Source organism: Sporosarcina sp. P26b (assembly GCF_002743245.1).
Lineage (GTDB): Bacteria > Bacillota > Bacilli > Bacillales_A > Planococcaceae > Sporosarcina > Sporosarcina ureae_C.
In genome coordinates, this window is record NZ_PDYW01000010.1 from 1 (window position 1) to 16,491 (window position 16,491).

Annotated in this window: 16 protein-coding genes and 1 riboswitch; of the genes, 6 read left to right on the plus strand and 10 right to left on the minus strand. The window is 39.1% G+C overall.

Annotated elements, in window-relative coordinates:
- The 5 genes from CSV69_RS10440 to CSV69_RS10460 all read right to left on the minus strand — a co-directional run.
- A partial coding sequence (locus tag CSV69_RS10440; RefSeq protein ID WP_143560824.1) for a transposase occupies nucleotides 1–190 on the minus strand: 190 nt, incomplete at its 3' end.
- Nucleotides 191–361: 171 nt separating this feature from the next.
- A complete protein-coding gene (locus CSV69_RS10445) occupies nucleotides 362–583 on the minus strand; it encodes a hypothetical protein (RefSeq protein WP_099693378.1) in 222 nt (73 codons plus the stop codon).
- Nucleotides 584–834: 251 nt separating this feature from the next.
- A riboswitch (cobalamin riboswitch) is annotated at nucleotides 835–1,025 on the minus strand.
- Nucleotides 1,026–1,122: 97 nt separating this feature from the next.
- On the minus strand, nucleotides 1,123–2,469 hold the full coding sequence (locus CSV69_RS10450; RefSeq protein WP_099693379.1) for an MATE family efflux transporter: 1,347 nt from the start codon (nucleotides 2,467–2,469) through the stop codon (nucleotides 1,123–1,125).
- Nucleotides 2,466–2,930 carry a GNAT family N-acetyltransferase gene (locus CSV69_RS10455; protein ID WP_085427225.1) on the minus strand — a complete coding sequence of 155 codons (465 nt, stop codon included), beginning with the start codon at nucleotides 2,928–2,930 and terminating at the stop codon, nucleotides 2,466–2,468. The genes CSV69_RS10450 and CSV69_RS10455 overlap by 4 nt, the downstream gene beginning before the upstream one ends.
- A 61-nt stretch (nucleotides 2,931–2,991) precedes the next feature.
- A complete protein-coding gene (locus CSV69_RS10460) occupies nucleotides 2,992–3,552 on the minus strand; it encodes a TetR/AcrR family transcriptional regulator (protein ID WP_085427224.1) in 561 nt (186 codons plus the stop codon).
- Between the two features lie 199 nt (nucleotides 3,553–3,751).
- Between CSV69_RS10460 and CSV69_RS10465 the strand changes: the two genes are divergently transcribed.
- The gene (locus CSV69_RS10465; RefSeq protein ID WP_099693380.1) at nucleotides 3,752–5,188 is read left to right on the plus strand and encodes an NAD(P)H-binding protein; all 1,437 of its coding nucleotides are present in this window, start codon (nucleotides 3,752–3,754) and stop codon (nucleotides 5,186–5,188) included.
- A gap of 97 nt (nucleotides 5,189–5,285) precedes the next feature.
- Here the strand turns inward: CSV69_RS10465 and CSV69_RS10470 are convergent, their stop codons facing one another.
- From CSV69_RS10470 to CSV69_RS10480, 3 genes are all read right to left on the minus strand, one after another.
- Nucleotides 5,286–7,031, minus strand: coding sequence for a GMC family oxidoreductase (locus CSV69_RS10470; protein WP_085427222.1), 1,746 nt, complete (start codon nucleotides 7,029–7,031; stop codon nucleotides 5,286–5,288).
- 17 nt (nucleotides 7,032–7,048) lie between these two features.
- Nucleotides 7,049–7,882, minus strand: coding sequence for a gluconate 2-dehydrogenase subunit 3 family protein (locus CSV69_RS10475; protein ID WP_099625512.1), 834 nt, complete (start codon nucleotides 7,880–7,882; stop codon nucleotides 7,049–7,051).
- A 219-nt stretch (nucleotides 7,883–8,101) separates the two neighbouring features.
- Nucleotides 8,102–8,326 (minus strand): hypothetical protein, encoded by a 225-nt coding sequence (locus CSV69_RS10480; RefSeq protein WP_085427220.1) that lies wholly within the window; start codon nucleotides 8,324–8,326, stop codon nucleotides 8,102–8,104.
- Between the two features lie 295 nt (nucleotides 8,327–8,621).
- Here CSV69_RS10480 and CSV69_RS10485 point away from each other — a divergent pair, with 295 nt between their 5' ends.
- Nucleotides 8,622–9,134, plus strand: a complete 513-nt coding sequence (locus CSV69_RS10485) for a flavin reductase family protein (protein ID WP_085427219.1) — start codon at nucleotides 8,622–8,624, stop codon at nucleotides 9,132–9,134.
- Between the two features lie 73 nt (nucleotides 9,135–9,207).
- Here CSV69_RS10485 and CSV69_RS10490 read toward each other — a convergent pair whose 3' ends face one another.
- Entirely contained in the window at nucleotides 9,208–10,092 is an 885-nt protein-coding gene (locus CSV69_RS10490) for an amidase (RefSeq protein ID WP_099693381.1), read from the minus strand.
- A 216-nt stretch (nucleotides 10,093–10,308) separates the two neighbouring features.
- Here CSV69_RS10490 and CSV69_RS10495 point away from each other — a divergent pair, with 216 nt between their 5' ends.
- The 4 genes from CSV69_RS10495 to CSV69_RS10510 all read left to right on the plus strand — a co-directional run bounded on the left by CSV69_RS10495 (nucleotide 10,309) and on the right by CSV69_RS10510 (nucleotide 14,901).
- Nucleotides 10,309–11,394 (plus strand): hypothetical protein, encoded by a 1,086-nt coding sequence (locus CSV69_RS10495; RefSeq protein WP_099693382.1) that lies wholly within the window; start codon nucleotides 10,309–10,311, stop codon nucleotides 11,392–11,394.
- Between the two features lie 202 nt (nucleotides 11,395–11,596).
- Nucleotides 11,597–12,442 carry a response regulator gene (locus CSV69_RS10500; protein ID WP_099693383.1) on the plus strand — a complete coding sequence of 282 codons (846 nt, stop codon included), beginning with the start codon at nucleotides 11,597–11,599 and terminating at the stop codon, nucleotides 12,440–12,442.
- Nucleotides 12,435–13,472 (plus strand): HEAT repeat domain-containing protein, encoded by a 1,038-nt coding sequence (locus CSV69_RS10505; protein WP_099693384.1) that lies wholly within the window; start codon nucleotides 12,435–12,437, stop codon nucleotides 13,470–13,472. The genes CSV69_RS10500 and CSV69_RS10505 overlap by 8 nt, the downstream gene beginning before the upstream one ends.
- A gap of 4 nt (nucleotides 13,473–13,476) precedes the next feature.
- Nucleotides 13,477–14,901, plus strand: coding sequence for a glycosyltransferase family 2 protein (locus tag CSV69_RS10510; protein ID WP_085427214.1), 1,425 nt, complete (start codon nucleotides 13,477–13,479; stop codon nucleotides 14,899–14,901).
- A 69-nt stretch (nucleotides 14,902–14,970) separates the two neighbouring features.
- Here CSV69_RS10510 and CSV69_RS10515 read toward each other — a convergent pair whose 3' ends face one another.
- Nucleotides 14,971–16,377, minus strand: coding sequence for a purine-cytosine permease family protein (locus tag CSV69_RS10515; protein WP_099625515.1), 1,407 nt, complete (start codon nucleotides 16,375–16,377; stop codon nucleotides 14,971–14,973).
- Between the last annotated feature and the right edge of the window lie 114 nt (nucleotides 16,378–16,491).

Genomic DNA, 16,491 nt, shown 5'->3' on the forward strand with positions numbered 1-16,491 from the left:
ACAAAATGATCTTTAACATCATACGTGGATGATAAGATGGGCAACCTGTCTCACGCAAAAAACCGTCAAAAGCTTCATTAGGTATGCTTTCAATTAGATCATGCACAGCGTAAGCAATATCATGTTCTTGTAAGCTGATTTCTAAATCTAAAGGTAAAATCAGTTGATTCATGTTATAATCTTTAAACATAAGGATACCTCCGATACTTTTTGTTGTGGTGACTAAATTTTATCAGAAGGTATCCTTTTTTTCTTCCTAAAATTAAAAAATCCTATATAAAAAAGAACGGACCCCATAAACTTCAATGGGTCCGTTCTTTTTCGATTTCAAGGAGGGTTTTGTCCCAGCCTCTATTTATTATTAGTTACTACCAACCAATTCTTTTACTACTGTTTTATATGCTTTATCTAAATTATAAAGCTGCTGTTCTTTTTCTGTTTGATCTTTTGAAGTATCTTCGGAAATCTGTCTTTTCACATCATTGAGTACTAAGGGGAGTGGAGTAGAGTGAGTGCTCACTCGGTCCGACATCAGCGTATCCTTTAATAAGTTTGTAAAATCATCGATTGTTTGGTTATTCATAATTCATTCTCCTCATCGTGTTTTGTAGTGGTTCGTCGACAAAAAAACATCCGTCCGAGTAAATGCCTGGAAGGATGTTAAGTGGGAAGCCATGACGAATTAAACGGTTCAGTCGGATATTCATATATAGTGGATCGATAGAAGCTGTATCGAAGCCACCTAATGAATGTCCTGATCCCGTTTTTTCGTACGTCGGCTTGTGTATGATTGTTCATAAGCCGCACTTGACACCTCCTATCCGCGTAGGTTATTGGTGTGTACTGATCTAGGCAGGTCTCCTGGCTCGTCTTCAACGTATAATTCACCTTCCCATTTCCCTTGCGGTGAAACAGTGGTAACGAATTATACTCCAACTCACAGTTGCGGGACAGCATCGGTTTTTCACCGATTTCCCTTTTAAGCGTTTAAGAAAAATAAACGCACCTATCTCTAACACGATATTCAGTTGCTCTTTCAGTATATCACTATTATTTATGAAAGGAACAAAATAGCGCAGTATCCATTTAGGATCTGCACTATAACTTTTGTCTGTAATCACGTTACCCACTCAGTGAATGACGAGTCGCGTTTCGTTGATATAAATATACTCCAACAAATACGATAAACTCAGACGCAGGGATAGATAGCCAAATCCCATTTAGCCCAAAGAAGCGTGGTAAAATCATCAAGAAAATCAACATAATAATAATTTCGCGAGAAGCGGTGATCCAAGTCGCCATCCGAACATTACCGACTGACTGATAATACGTCATCATCACGAAGTTCGTACCTGTGAATAAATAGGCAATGAAGAATAAATTAATTCCGGTAGTGGCCAAATCTCTGACGGCTTGTGGGAAGACTCCGAAAATCGATACAATAGGGCCTGCTGCGAACTGTCCCACGAGGAAAAATACAGCACCTGCAATGACGACAGTGAGGGTGGCCTTTTTAACGGTTTCCTTCATTCTTTCTCGGTTGCCAGAACCTCTATAATAACTAATCAGTGGTTGTATTGCACCACCCATTCCTAGGAATAGCATCAGCATGACGCTGTGCACATAATTCAAAATAGAGAACGCTGCAACACCTTCCGTACCAGCCATTCGTTCGAACGCAATATTATGTGTGATGGTAAAGAAGGATATACCCAATTCGGATAAGAAACTTGGGAATCCAATGAATAGAATCGCTAGAAATAGTTTTTTATTGAATTTCAAGCGAATCAGTTTCAAGTTATTGGTCTGCCTAAAGAAGTGTGTTACTAGTACGAGCATACCCAAAAACGAAGCAATAATTGTCGCTGATGCAGCACCAGCGACTCCGTAGTCTAAAATGAATAAGAACACGTAGTTCAAAATAATATTGACGACAGACGTCACAATCAAACCAGCCATTGAGAGGTTCGGTGCTCCATCATTTCGCACGAAAATACTAAAAGTGTTTTCTACAGTGAAGATAAAACCAAATAATAAAATAACAAATAAGTATTGCGATACATAAGGGAATGTGGTCGCATTGGCCCCAAGCGCGTATGCTAGTGGATCCCTAAAGATAAAGGCAGTCAAACCTAATACAATAGTAAATAAGAATATGGAAATAATAGCGTGCGTAAAGATCGACCGGGCTTTTTGCGTATCCTTAGCGCCCATAGCCATCGAATATTTTGTAGCAGCACCGATACCAATCCATAAAGAAATAGCAAAAAAGATAGTATAAACGGGAGCCGAAATTCCGACTCCCGCTAATGCTTCTGCACCCAATCGATTACCGACCATGATGCCGTCTGCCACAATATTGATTGCCATTAGTAACATACCGACAGTTGAAGGTATCAAGTAACGTAAAAAGATACGTCCTACTGGCTCAGTATCTAATTGATTGAATTTGGGTGAAGAAGAATTCATTGCAAAGGACTCCTTTGAAGATCAAGTTCCATGATGAGGCAAGGGAATTCACCTACATCATCAATTTTTCCATTTAACTTAAAACCGAACTTTTCGTATAAACGCTGTGCGGCTTTATTACTTGGATAAATACTTAAGTAGATCTTATTGCATTGATACTTTTCTTCCATTCTGGTTAGTAGAAGTTTAAGAAATCTGCTAGCATAGCCTTTCCCTTGATGATGCTGATCTATCATAAAGCGATCCAGCCATACATTGCCATCTGCTTCACGTCCATGCATTGCATAGCCGACTAGTTCCTCTCCATCGTATAACCCAATAGACTTCCATTCAGGTTCAAATTGAGATTGTGCTAGTGAAAATGAATTGCTTTCAATAAAGTTCTTTTGGTTTTCGTGTACAGATAAATAGGCAACATCCTGCCAATTTTCATTCGTTACCTCACATGCGTGGAGGCTCATAATTCCATCTCGCTTTCATATTTTGTAAAACAGAAAAACTTTTAGTGTTTTATTAGTTTTTTTAGTCGTCACTTTTCTTAATAAATCCGAACAACAGGATATCCACAATAGAATCCAGTGCTTCGGTTACGGTCATGCGATTTTCGTAGAAAAATTTTCGATCAAGAGTGGAGTTCGTTGCATCTATAATCAATTTCATTAGTAACTCTATATTTTGATCGGCAATAATACCTTCATGAATACCTTGTTCAATCAATTCGCGTAGTTCATCCCATTCATGAAGTGCAGAGTGGACGCGTTCCCATTGTACGGGATGTGTTTTTCTCATCTGATCGAGGATTTGCCAGTTATAAAAATCATTATACTTTGGAATAACTGTTATGACTTTCTTGATCTTATCTACAAGTTGTAGTTCATTGTCTTTCATGATGATATCGGTTTTTTCGTCAAACTCTCGTAATGTCGAGTCAATAATCGCATCTAAAATTTCCGTTTTTGAAGAAAAATTTTCGTATAACGTCCGTTTACTGATGCCCAGTCTTTTCGCTAGATCATCCATTGTGAACTTCATACTTTTCTCATGAATTTCTTCGAGGAAAGCTTTCATAATACGTGCTTTCATTTATCGGACCCCTATCTTTATACATATCAAACAAAACTTAAAAAACAAATATAGTTTTCCTCGTTCATATCATTATAAATACTTTTAATGAAAAAAGCAAAGACTACTGCTTAAAAGTTGTATTAATTAAATATATAGGCTTATAAAACTCTTAGAATGGGTACTTTCAATGTATACGTACAAGAGAGGGTGAGATTGTATGGGTGAGAAGAAATTGGTCGTAGCTGTAGCTGGCGCGAGTGGTTATATCGGCAATAATCTATTGAAGAAACTTAAAGGGAAAGCTAAAGTTATTGGTCTGTCACGCAATGGCGATCAGAGGCAGAATACGGAAGATGTAGAGTGGCGTTCTTGTGATTTGTTTTCTATGAAAGATGCGGAGAAGGTTTTGGCAGGTGCTGATGTTGCGGTTTATCTCGTTCATTCTATGTTGAAATCAGCGAAACTATCTCAAGGAACTTTTGAAGATATGGATGTTATATTGGCAGATAATTTTGCACAGGCCGCGAAAAAACAAGGAATTAAGCAGATCGTCTATTTGGGTGGGATTATTCCAGATGAAGATGAAAAAGATTTATCCAGGCATTTAAAAAGCCGTTTGGAAGTGGAACGTATTTTGCGATCGTATACTGTTCCTGTCACCGCATTACGTGCAGGGCTGATAGTCGGCCCCAAAGGTTCTTCATTCCCAATTTTGTCGAAGCTAGTTAGACGGCTTCCGATAATGATTTTACCTAAATGGACACGTTCCGATACACAGCCCGTCGCACTCGATGATGTGATGAAATCATTAAGTTCATTAATACTAGACTTTGAACCTGCGCAACGATCTATCGATATAGGTGGTCCTGAGGTTATGACGTATAAAGTTATGATGGAGAAAACTGCAGAAGTAGCAGGGAAATCTTCACGAATGTTGGATGTTCCATTCTTCTCGCTAAGTCTATCAAGGCTTTGGTTGCGTCTCGTGACACAAACACCGAAAGAAATTGTCTATCCATTGGTGGAAAGCTTGAAACATCCAATGGTCGTGAATCCGAAGCATTATATGGAAGGTATTAGTGACGGTGAAATTCCATTTATTCAAGCGGCAAGAGAAGCGCTTGAAGCAGAAACGAAAGAAAAAGAAACACCGAAAAAGAAATCACCAATGGGGCCGCTTAAACAGGATGTACGATCTGTACAACGAATCGCGTTGCCTCATAGCTGGACAGCTGATGAGACTGCACGTTATTACGTCAAGTGGCTTTCTACTTTCCTTAATCCTTGGGTCAAGACGGAAGTAGACGACCAATTAAACTGTCGCATCGGTTTTCTAGGCGATCGAACACTATTAGAACTTAGTTATTCTGCTGATCGTAGTACAAAAGATCGCTCGCTTTACTATATAACGGGTGGATTATTAATGGATCCTGATTCCAATGAACGTGGCAGAATGGAGTTTCGAAAGATTCCGGGATCGAATGAAGTAATCATTGCCATTCATGATTATCTCCCTTCCATTCCGTGGTTTGTTTATTACGTTACACAAGCCAATATGCACGCATTTGTTATGTCTTGTTTCCGTCAACATATGTACAAGTTGGGTGCAATTGAACGTGATCGATTAGGAATTGTCGCTTCTAATGTACGATAAAGAAAAATCCAGATTCGCAGTGTTGCCCTGCGAATCTGGATTTTTGAGTATTTGAATTCAATAAGTACATAAATAGACGATAGAACCAGATGTTTTGTTAGGCGTTTAAAGTCTCTTGCTTGGCTTCTGCAAGCTGACCACCTTCTTTTAAATACTTCTCTACACCTTCTGCTGCCCGATATGCCAATGCGCCAATGGTTGAAGTCGGATGATGTCCACCAAATTGAGGAAATGCGGAACCACCCACTACGAATAAGTTGTCCATCTCCCACATTTGAAGGTAGTTATTCACTGCAGATGTTTCAGGATCCGCCCCCATAATAATTCCGCCTGCGTAGTGTCCACCTGAATAGATATGATCGAACTCTTCAGGCACTTCATCCTCGTCAATGATATCGGCACCCATTTCTTTCATGATTTCACTACATTTCTCGATTCCAAATTTCGCCATATTTCGATCGTGGTCTGTGTAACGATTCGTTATACGTAATAGGGGATCTCCGTATTCATCTTTGTATGTTGGATCCAAATCTACGTAGTTATGCCACCATGACATAACAGCAGGTGTATACCATGCGACTAGTGAACGATTAGCATAATGGATTGAGTTTTTCTTGAACTCAGGTCCCCACTTTGGTGTGCCGCTTGGGACGTGGTTTGTAGAAATAGCCCCATCACCGTATTGACGCATTTCGATACCGCCACCGTTGATGAAGTCTACATTAGAGTGATCAAAATTATCACCAGCAAAGTCACTCAACGTACCACCCAGAGCACCTGCCCCCATGTAGAGATTAAACTTTTTATTTTCAAAGAAGCCTCGAGCTCCAAGGAATGTGATGTTGAATTGTCCGTTAAAGTTGCGACCAATGGTTCCTTTACGTGTGGCTGGATCATACTGTGTTCCGATTTCTGAAAGCATCAATAAACGATTATTAGTGAATGAAAATGCACCTAATACAACAACGTCTGCTGGCTGCTCATATTCAATTCCTGTACGTGTATCAGTAAACATAACACCGGTTGCCTTACCGTCTTTATGCAGAACTCGACGTACTAAAGAATTGGTGCGGATTTCGCAGTTTCCGGTTTTGCGTGCAGTCGGAATAACTGTAGCCAATGGGTCCGATTTAGCCGTAAAATCACAACCGTACATCGTACAATAAGAGCAGAACATACATGCATTTAATTTTTCACCATCTGGATTAGTATACGCTTGTGATAAGTTACCGGCAGCGACTTGGAAAGGGTGATAACCCATCCTCTCAGTCGTTTCTTTGAATAATTTTACAGCCGGTGATGCTAACATAGGCGGGTTAGGGTAATCACTTGAACGCTTGTCACCAAGTGGATCGGGCTCGCCTGAAATTCCAGCGGTTTTCTCCCACTTATCGTAATAAGGTTCCATTTCGTCATATGTAATACCCCAGTCTTGAATCGTCATGCCTTCAGGAATTTTCTCTTTCCCATACCTTTCAATAGTTTTGGAACGCAATTCAAAATCGATAGCTCTCCAGCGATATGTAGCACCTGCCCAGTGAACACTACCCCCACCTAGATCGGTACCAGCCATCATTTCTGCTCTTGTTCGGACAGGGAGAGCGGTATCTTCAATTTTCACGCGTGAAGTAATCGTTTCAGGAGATAAGTTTTGCATCATTTCATAACGATCTGTATAACGCAATTCGTCTTTAACTCCTATATAGTCTTGTCGATCTTGTTTTTTACCTCGTTCAAGTGTTACTACCTGGTATCCGGCCTTGGCCAGCTCTGCAGAAACTACTCCACCTGCCCAGCCGCTTCCTACTACGACTACATCTACCTTTTTTAATTTCTTTGCCATATGAGTTCCTCCTGTTTTTAATGACCTTGATAATTTCGTAAGCTTTCAGGTTTCATTACGATGAAGTCTTCTTTTTCTATATCCGCGGTATAGCTCATACGTGGACCGGGGAATTCTTTCATCCTCCAGCCTTCCATATTGCGATTTCCACCATAGACGGGGTCAGCATAAGCTCCTTCAATAGTTGTTTGTAATAATAGATTAAAGAATGTTGTCGAAGCGACACCGTTCATCTTCGCTTTACCATCGTCAAACATCTGCAAAATCTCATCTTGCTGTTTCGGCTCTAGCTTATGGAAGTTCGTTTTGAATTTCTCCTGTGCGGTTTGTTCCAATGCTTGTACACCTTCCATGAAAATATCTCCCCTTGTCATAGGTGTCTGATATCTAAAGGCTGGTGTAGGTACTTGCGTTTCGGCATTTGGACCTTGGTCTTGGGTCGAATCTGCTTGGCTTTCATATGCGTCTACCACACCTGTCTGCAAAAACGGCCCTTTCATATATTCTTTTGCATTCATTCCCCATTCGCCAGCAAGCTGTCGGTCGATAAAGTAGGGGACACCTAGTTCAATAGCGCCTGGTCCTAAATCGTCGGTAGGAAATAACCTTTCAGTAGCAGCAGAAAGGATAAGAAAATCTTCGCTATTACTAAAGAATGTACGTGCTTCTAATAAGTGGCTGACTTCTTTTTCTGAGTTAATAGGTGCATTTGGTTTTTGTAGCTGGTTAGTCAATAGACCACCGAATAATGATCCGCCAACTAGACCTCCCGCCACTAAGCCGGTATTTTTAATGAAATTTCTACGACTAATTCCTTTTTGTGTATCCTCATGCGGTCTATGTTCTGTCACTTTATTCTCCTCCTTGTATAAGACTTTCATATTTTACCAATAGCACTCCTACATATCATGTTGTGATGAATGTCTAGAGATTATACATAATGTAACTTTTTGTAAATAAAACTTTTGAACAAACGAAATATTCAGTTAAATATAAGTAGGAAGAAAAAACCTCTGAAATACTTTAATTGATTTCAGGGGTTTTGAGCTTCTATTATTTACTGTTTTTTATTAGTCTTTGTTTTCATCGTCTGGTTCCATATCTACTTCAGGCTCCTCCATATCTGCATCATCATTTGGTGTAACATCAGCTGGCTGATCTACTTCAACGTCAACATCATCATTTTCATCAATAACCGGGTCATCGTCACCGCATGCACTGAGGACGCCGACAGAGAGAATTGCCGCTGCTCCCACTTTGAATAAGTTGTTTTTCTTGAGATTAGTTAAATTCATTATACGTATCCTCCTAGAAATGTTTGATAGACTTGCTACGTTTATAATAGCCGGATTTAGTGTTTATAAACATGTAAGATATAAAATAAAGCTTTAGTACCTTTAATGTGACTGGCTAAAGTAGCATGATACAAAATGAATACGTTGCATAAACTGAAAGAAAAACATATAACAAGTTGAGAAAAATGAAGAAAGATAGTGGAAGTGCTATGATATATATATACTTGCCTATTTCCAGAGAAATGGACTATATAAATTACTCGAAATGGCTCATCAATAAAGGAGAGAATGTTTTATGAAAAAAGAAGAACAACAGAATTTATTCAAAGAAATTATGGGGAATTACCCCACTGGTGTAACAGTGGTTACTGCAGTAACTGAAGACGGTACACCAGTCGGACTGACAGTAAACTCGTTTGCTTCTGTATCCTTGGATCCTATGCTTCTCTTATGGTCGATCGATCACAGAGTTTCTTCTATCAAAGCATTCACTGAAGGCGGTAAATTTGCTGTACACGTACTTGCAGGAGATCAAAAGGAACTTTGTAGTACATTTGCAAGCCGTGTAGAGGATCGTTTCTCTACATGTGAATGGGAAATGTCGGATAATGGTTTACCGATTATTGAAGACGCATTCGGTGTGTTTGAATGTAAGACTTTCCAGACGATTGAAGCGGGAGACCACACCATTATTATTGGTGAAGTAGTTGATCTAAAAGTTGAGAAAAACAAAGATCCTATGTTATATCATCGTAGAGTGTTTGGATCTGTACCACCAGTTTTCTATGAACAAGATAACAAAGCTTGAATTTAATGTGTATATGCCGTTATATATAAAGCCGTCTCCCAAACGAGACGGCTTTTCTTCGTATGGTCCACTATTATTTTCGTTTCATCCAGCTTTCTAATGAATGGACGGCAATTCCATGGAATTCTTCAGAATGATTAAATGATCGCTCTACTTCCTTTAACTGATTCTCCATATACGTATTACTCTTACCAAAGAACGACAGGTAATCACCTTCAGACGATTTACTAGTTTCTATTGCTACGCGTGCATGCTTACCAGCAGCGTTAGCATAATCCATTTCGCTTTGCGCTAAACTGATTATTCCGTTACGGCCATTAGCCTTGTTACGGTAGGCCATGACATTTATGCTGTCGGATTGGTCGATTAGCCATTCAGATAGAACGCCATCACCCATGTTAGTCGTATAGAAGGTTTGATCAAACCAAAATGGTATATCGATTCCAAAGTGCAGTCCAAGAAGAGCAGATTCTCCCGCAGCAAATCGAATATTTTGCTGATAGCTCTCAATAGTGTTTTGTAAACTAGAATTCCACGTTGGCAGTATGTATGGCTCTATGTCCAAATGAATACCAGCGAATTGTTCAGTCTTATCCGAAATGGATTGATACTTTTCAACCCAACGGAAGAAACTTTGTACAGAATCTTGGTCAGTTGCCCAATGGGGTGCACCGTCAAGAGCGTGTACTTCAATATTATGTTCACTAGCTTTTTGAATAAAGTGTTGATATGCATCATCTGGTATATCTGCGTTGACTTGTAAATATAGAGTAGATACGTTCTTTTGATCTAAAAAGCCAATGAGTAAATCAGACTTATCCACTATTTGGGATGTGTGCCACAACCAAGTGGCTTTTGGTTGATCGACGCGCATAGTTAGTATGGGTTTTAACCATATGAAGTTTGATAGAACCAATAAAATCGCCGCCAACCAAATTAGTCGTACTTTTTTCGACATAGTAGTCACCTTTCTTTAGAAACATAAGATAAAGTAGAACGGTGTAATCTAATAGTCCTACATATTCATTATACAATAATTTATGCAAAGGAATATAGTATATTAAGACTAAAGATATGTAAATGTTAATTGTATACAAGAATAATAGATGATATAATAATACTAGAATTGCGGTTGTAAGACAACAGTCGACAAGAGTAAAGGAGAGACTAGATAGTGAAAAAAATAGTAATAGCACTAGTATTGATCTTACTCGTCTTGTCGCCACGAATTTATTGGACACTCAAAGAAGAAAAGATCATGGATATAGCAGTAATTGATAAGTCCGTTGCCAAAAAGGATTATCGCGAGCATAACGGTTTATTCCATATATTAAAAGGAAAGAAAATTGTACGTCCTGATGGAGAATTCTATGATCTCGAACTCGATTATTATGGATTTGATCCATTTGATCAAATAGCTATGGAACCGTTCCGGACCCGACCACTTGATATGATTTATGTAGCAGATACTTATGGTGTATTCAGTGACGATCTTAAGGACAAGCCCGATGGTTCACGGTCTGAACTTTTATATGGTGGAATGGAACTGCTAGAGTGGCGAGAATTAATGGCAAGTAAGGATGAAAGCACAACGTTGATTGCCGAGTTTAATAGTTTTGCATCACCTACCAGTAAAGAAATGAGTGCGATCATGCAAAATGACCTAGGAATTACCTGGTCAGGTTGGATTGGACGCTATTTCACTGACTTGGGCAATGAAGAAGTCCCCCATTGGCTTATTGATGGGTATAAGGAGCAGATGAATAGTGAGTGGTTCTTTTCGGGTGCAGGCCTTACATTTGTCCATACATCGGGTGAAGTGATTGTCTTGGATGGACAGGAAAATAAAAGTGCTGCCCATTTTGAGTTGACAAAAGACGGAAAAGAAAAGTTTCCAAGAGTGTATTCATCTGATTATCTTTATTGGTTTGATGTAGTCGAGCCGTTTAAAAATACGAATGTATTGGCAACTTATGAATTTGATTTAACCGAAAAGGGACGCAGTGTTTTACTTGAGGCTGGCATACCTGAAACGTTCCCTGCAGTATTACACCAGGAACAGAATAATACATATTATTTTGCAGGAGACTATGCAGATTTTGATAAAAAGCCAATTGTGAAATGGCAGGGGATACATAATGTGTATAAATACTTTGCCAAAGATGTCTCGGCTTTCTACTGGTTAACATATTTCCCAATGATGGAAGAAATTTTGGATGAAACCTATGATAGGAAAAATAGTGAAAATGAAAGCATTTGAAACTATAAATCATTCCTTAAAACGCTGTTTTAATGGGTTGTGAAGTACATTATAATGGAAGTTTTGTTGTCCGTAAGATGCAAAAGAATTCCGTTATTGGATCATAACAGTAGGGGCAATAACATTATAAGATCGGCTGACACTCATGGGCTTACCCGAAGAAATTCTAACAGTAAATTAGCTGAAGAAAGGTGTAATCGGTATGAAAACCAAAAATAGTGAACTAAATATGTTGGATGCTTCACTCTTTCCGCAACTCTTTTATTGGCAAATGGCGAATACGAAACGTTTTCGGCAAGTATTCACTATAGTCTTTGTAAAAAGTCCTGAAAGTCCTGAAATTAAGAAGATCCTCCTCGAGCAAATACGTAACTCTGATTTATTGTTCAATTTCCCGACAGGTAAACCGGATATTATTTTAATGGCTAATACAGGTGAAGAAGAGGCAGATGTCTTTATTGATAGATTACGCCGTACAGAATCAACTCGTTCGTATCGGGTAGGTGTTTCAGTAATTGAAATTCGTAATGGAGATGCCACGCTTGAAGAAGTATTACAGATAGGGAATGATTCGGTTAACAGTGCTTTACAACTACCTGGGAATACACCTTTTATAAAAGACCGCACACTTAAAAAATTGGAGAGACAATGTGTGCGAGTGAGTATTATTGATGAAGATCCCGTTGTCACGATGGTTATACAAAAACTAGTGGAGCGCGTAAAGATAAAACAACTTGATCTGGAAATTCGCGTTTTTCATGACGGCCAATTCTTTATTGAATCTGACTGGTATCAATCGTCTCACACTCACTTAGTTATTGTGAATGACATTCTTCCAAGAAAAAATGGTTTAGAAGTGTTATACACACTACGTGAATTACCGAATTCTCAGAAATACCATGTATTTATGATGACGAAGCGAAAAAGTGAAGCAGAAATGATTTTTGCTTATGAAAATGGTGTTGATGATTATATAACGAAACCCTTTAATCCACATTTATTTGAAGCGCAAATTACGAAAGTGTTGAATCGTATTTATTATGGATAAGTTATTAGTTTCATTGTTACTAGTCATCGTGACCTTGTTAATCATACTTTTCGGTATGTTCTTTTTACTCGTTTTTTATAGAATGCAAGAAATGAAAAACAAGAAAGGAATTAGAGAGTATATCGAAGCTCGAAAAGATGACTGGTATGAATATTTACTAGGAGATGGCATGCCGATTGAAGTCCTTATGCCCAACGGACCACTAGAACTCGAAGCGATTGATGAATTGTTTTTTCGTTTTAGCTACCATTTTTCTTCCGATGAAATCAACAAAAAAGTTAATACTTTTGCAGCGTTATACATGAGTGACTACTATAGTAAGAATCTCCATAGTCGGAGCAGTGGTGTACGTATTAATGCACTCAATAAGATCAGTTTATTCAATTTAACATTTATGCTGGATCCTGTTTCCAAGGTATTGGCCAAAAGAAAGATCTATCCAAAAGCAGAATATCTATTGATTTACGAGATAATAATAAAGTTTTCTCGTACTGATTTTATTGCACATTTTATCCACCCTAAAGTCCCACTAGGCGAGTTTGATTATAAAAGGCTATTGTTAGAATTGGATGAGACACAAATTAGTTTACTAGCTGAAGACTTTAACGAATTACCTGACGTATTGCAATTGACGTTGATTGAAATTATAGGTGTTCGTCACTATCTCGATTGGCTTCCGCTGTTACATGAATGCCTGGATAGCCCGGCACAAGAATTGCGGATCCGCGCGTTAAAGAGTATAGCTAAATTGGAAGTCGCAGATGCGCTCAAATTATATGAAGGTTTTTCACATTCAGATGTTTGGGAAGAACGGTTGATGACTGCCAAGATTTTTCGTTCTGCTCCTACAGAAGAAGCATTGCCTGTTCTTAAACACTTGATAAAGGATTCTACTTATCCAGTTCGCGCGCAAGCTGCAAAATCGATAAAATCATTAAAAAATGGTCAACAAGCACTTTATTCTGTCATTACCACTTCATCTGATGAGTTCGCGGTGGATGTAGCTGAAGAGATGCTCGGAAAGGAGTAATGAGATGAATTTACCTGAAATTACTTCCTCGGTTTTTGCGTTTGTTGGCTATATATTGCTCGTATATATGTTGGCTGTTATTTTCTCATATACGTCGATGTTAATCATCGCATTCACTCAGTTAGGAAAAGAACGAAAGTTACAGAAGAATTTATCGGATGAAGGTGCAGTAGATTTTATATACACACAGCCTGTAACCGTAATCGTCCCTGCTTATAATGAGCAGGAGGGGGTGCTTGGTAACATCTATTCTTTGTTGGCACTGCAGTATCCTGAATTTGAGATACTTGTAGTTAATGATGGTTCTACCGATAATACCGAAGATATCGTGATTGAGCATTTCAATATGAGACCCATTCGAAAAGTAGTGAATCAGCAAATTGAAACACAGCCTATCGAAACAATTTATCAATCTGATATGCACCCCAATTTACTTTTGATTACGAAAGTGAATGGTGGAAAAGCGGATGCTTTAAATGTAGGCATCAATGTGTCAAAGTATCCATATTTCTGTTCGATTGATGGGGATTCAATATTGGATCGCACATCACTCTTGCGTGTAATGAAGCCTATCATGGAGTCTAATAAAGAAGTTATTGCGACAGGCGGCAACGTCCGGATTGCCAATGGATATGAAATCCAAATGGGGCAAGTTGTCAAAGAAGGCTTGCCAAGCTCAACTATTGTGATGATGCAAATTGTAGAGTATATGCGTGCGTTTCTAATGGGACGTATGGCGCTTAGTAAATATAATCTAGTATTAATCATATCGGGTGCATTCAGTGTTTTTTCGAAAAAATGGGTGTTACAAGTAGGTGGTTACGCCAAGAATACAGTCGGCGAGGACATGGAACTTGTGGTTAAGCTCCATGAGGAAATATCGGATCGTAAAGAAGATAAAGAAATCGTCTTTACACCGGATCCTGTTTGTTGGACGGAAGCTCCTGATAACTTCAAGGATCTACGCACACAGCGCCGACGTTGGCATCAAGGACTGGCTGAAAGTCTTTGGTTGCATAAAAAGATGGCATTCAATCCGAAGTATGGTTCAGTAGGTATGATATCGATTCCGTATTTCTTATTCATTGAATTACTTGGACCATTAATTGAATTGGCTGGCTATGCGTACATTGTGCTTTCTTTATTCATGGGAGAGGTGTATATGATCTTCGCGGGCATTTTAGGATTATTATTTATTCTATATGGATCCCTGTTTTCAATGGCATCGGTATTATTGGAAGCATGGAGCCGTAATACCTATCCGAAAGTGCAAGATCTATTTCGTTTAGTAATGCTATCGTTAACTGAAGTATTTTGGTATCGTCCGCTAACGCTAGTTTGGCGCGCTGAAGGAATTATACGTGCACTGCGTGGTAAACGTGAGTGGGGGAGCATCCAACGTAGGGGATTATCTGAAGACAGTGAATGAAAAATGCCTGAAGGATCGACTTGACCGATCTTTCAGGCATTTTTTCTTTGTAGGGAATTACTGTAGTTATTAACTTAATTTATCATCTGCTGTAATATCATTCGGTTCACGCACTAAATAGTATTTACCTTTTGTATACTTGGCAATGATTACTGTCAGTATAGCAGCCAGTATAGCAGCGACAAATGCAGCTGTAGATTGTAGGAATATACCTAGATAACCAGACGCCGCAACGGCGCCAAACGTACTTGCTATTAGTAATGAAGCGACACCGACAGGGTTCCATTTGTACAAGTACTCTTGTCGAGCGACATAATAGGTCGGACCAATTTTCAGCCACTTTTTGACGACCAATGCATCCGTCACTAGAATAGCAGCCCACGAAAATAGGAAAACACCCTGGAATGTCATGACCGTATCTAGATGATCCACGATTCCACCAAGCATCAGTAATATAGCACTTACAGCTGAGACGACTACCCAGAATCTGCGTCCCGGTGTGAAACGGAATACATTTTCGAAGAAATTTGATAGCGATAGGGAACTGCTGTAAATATTCGTTACATTAATTCGTAACTGTGTCAGCATCGTAAACAATGCTCCACCAATACCTAGCAATAGTACGATGTATACACCGGGATCCTTTTCCAAGAAACGTACGCCAAACCAAATTCCAAGTCCGCCCATTACACCGTAACAGAAAATTTGAGGAATGAAACCGATTGCAATAGAACCAAATTTTCGGTCGGATGGTTTTAAGAAACGGGCATAATCTGATGCGAGTAAAGCAGTCAATCCCATGATTCCATTATGCATTCCGATACAGAACAATAATGCTGTTCCACCAAATTCGACACCTTCAGGCATGTACGAAAACACGGAACCTGTATAAACAGCCGGTTTAATAAATGATAAAACAATAGCTGCAACAAGAAACACAAGAAAAACTGGCATAGACCATTTTTGAAGTTTGTCTAGCTGCTCAATACCGAACCAATTCAAGGGAATGACAAGTGTCCCAAAGACGACAATCAAAATCCACTTTGGAAAGTCAGGCATGAAAATGTGCACAGCCGATACAAGAATTAGTCCTTCAAATGCACAATACATAATGAAGTTTGAGGCGTAAATCAATGATGTTAGCGATGAGCCAATATAACCAAACCCGCCTCCGCGTGATAATAGATTCACGTTCATTCCGGACTTAGCCGATAAGTAGGCAATCACGGTACCGAGTAAGCCTGCTACAATTATGGCATAGATTGCGGACACAATAGCGTTTGGTGCACCGAATTGCAAAGCCATGACGCTGCCCATTTGAAAGTAAAAGATGGCAGTCGCGATTCCGAACGTGATGTTCGTAATGCTTAGCCAACTTTTAGTACGGTCTTCTAGAGGTACACGATCTAAGGAATAATCCTTTTCCGTTTCCTCTTCTTCCATAGTATTTAATGTTTTTTCTTCTTCCGTTGTCATACACATCAGCTCCTTGTAGTAAGTAGTCAACCCCTTCTGCCAGCTTAGCTAGCACGTTCTTATTCATATCGGAAATTGAGTTTGATTCGTCCATTGAATTGACACGTCAATAGT

What these genes read in the sequence shown, in the direction of transcription:
- CSV69_RS10505 (WP_099693384.1), top strand. Translation starts at nt 12,435, where the DNA reads ATGGATAAGTTATTAGTTTCATTGTTACTAGTCATCGTGACCTTGTTA.
- CSV69_RS10445 (WP_099693378.1), bottom strand. Translation starts at nt 583, where the DNA reads ATGAATAACCAAACAATCGATGATTTTACAAACTTATTAAAGGATACG.
- CSV69_RS10460 (WP_085427224.1), bottom strand. Translation starts at nt 3,552, where the DNA reads ATGAAAGCACGTATTATGAAAGCTTTCCTCGAAGAAATTCATGAGAAA.
- CSV69_RS10500 (WP_099693383.1), top strand. Translation starts at nt 11,597, where the DNA reads ATGAAAACCAAAAATAGTGAACTAAATATGTTGGATGCTTCACTCTTT.
- CSV69_RS10480 (WP_085427220.1), bottom strand. Translation starts at nt 8,326, where the DNA reads ATGAATTTAACTAATCTCAAGAAAAACAACTTATTCAAAGTGGGAGCA.
- CSV69_RS10450 (WP_099693379.1), bottom strand. Translation starts at nt 2,469, where the DNA reads ATGAATTCTTCTTCACCCAAATTCAATCAATTAGATACTGAGCCAGTA.
- CSV69_RS10510 (WP_085427214.1), top strand. Translation starts at nt 13,477, where the DNA reads ATGAATTTACCTGAAATTACTTCCTCGGTTTTTGCGTTTGTTGGCTAT.
- CSV69_RS10470 (WP_085427222.1), bottom strand. Translation starts at nt 7,031, where the DNA reads ATGGCAAAGAAATTAAAAAAGGTAGATGTAGTCGTAGTAGGAAGCGGC.
- CSV69_RS10515 (WP_099625515.1), bottom strand. Translation starts at nt 16,377, where the DNA reads ATGACAACGGAAGAAGAAAAAACATTAAATACTATGGAAGAAGAGGAA.
- CSV69_RS10490 (WP_099693381.1), bottom strand. Translation starts at nt 10,092, where the DNA reads ATGTCGAAAAAAGTACGACTAATTTGGTTGGCGGCGATTTTATTGGTT.
- CSV69_RS10485 (WP_085427219.1), top strand. Translation starts at nt 8,622, where the DNA reads ATGAAAAAAGAAGAACAACAGAATTTATTCAAAGAAATTATGGGGAAT.
- CSV69_RS10455 (WP_085427225.1), bottom strand. Translation starts at nt 2,930, where the DNA reads ATGAGCCTCCACGCATGTGAGGTAACGAATGAAAATTGGCAGGATGTT.
- CSV69_RS10465 (WP_099693380.1), top strand. Translation starts at nt 3,752, where the DNA reads ATGGGTGAGAAGAAATTGGTCGTAGCTGTAGCTGGCGCGAGTGGTTAT.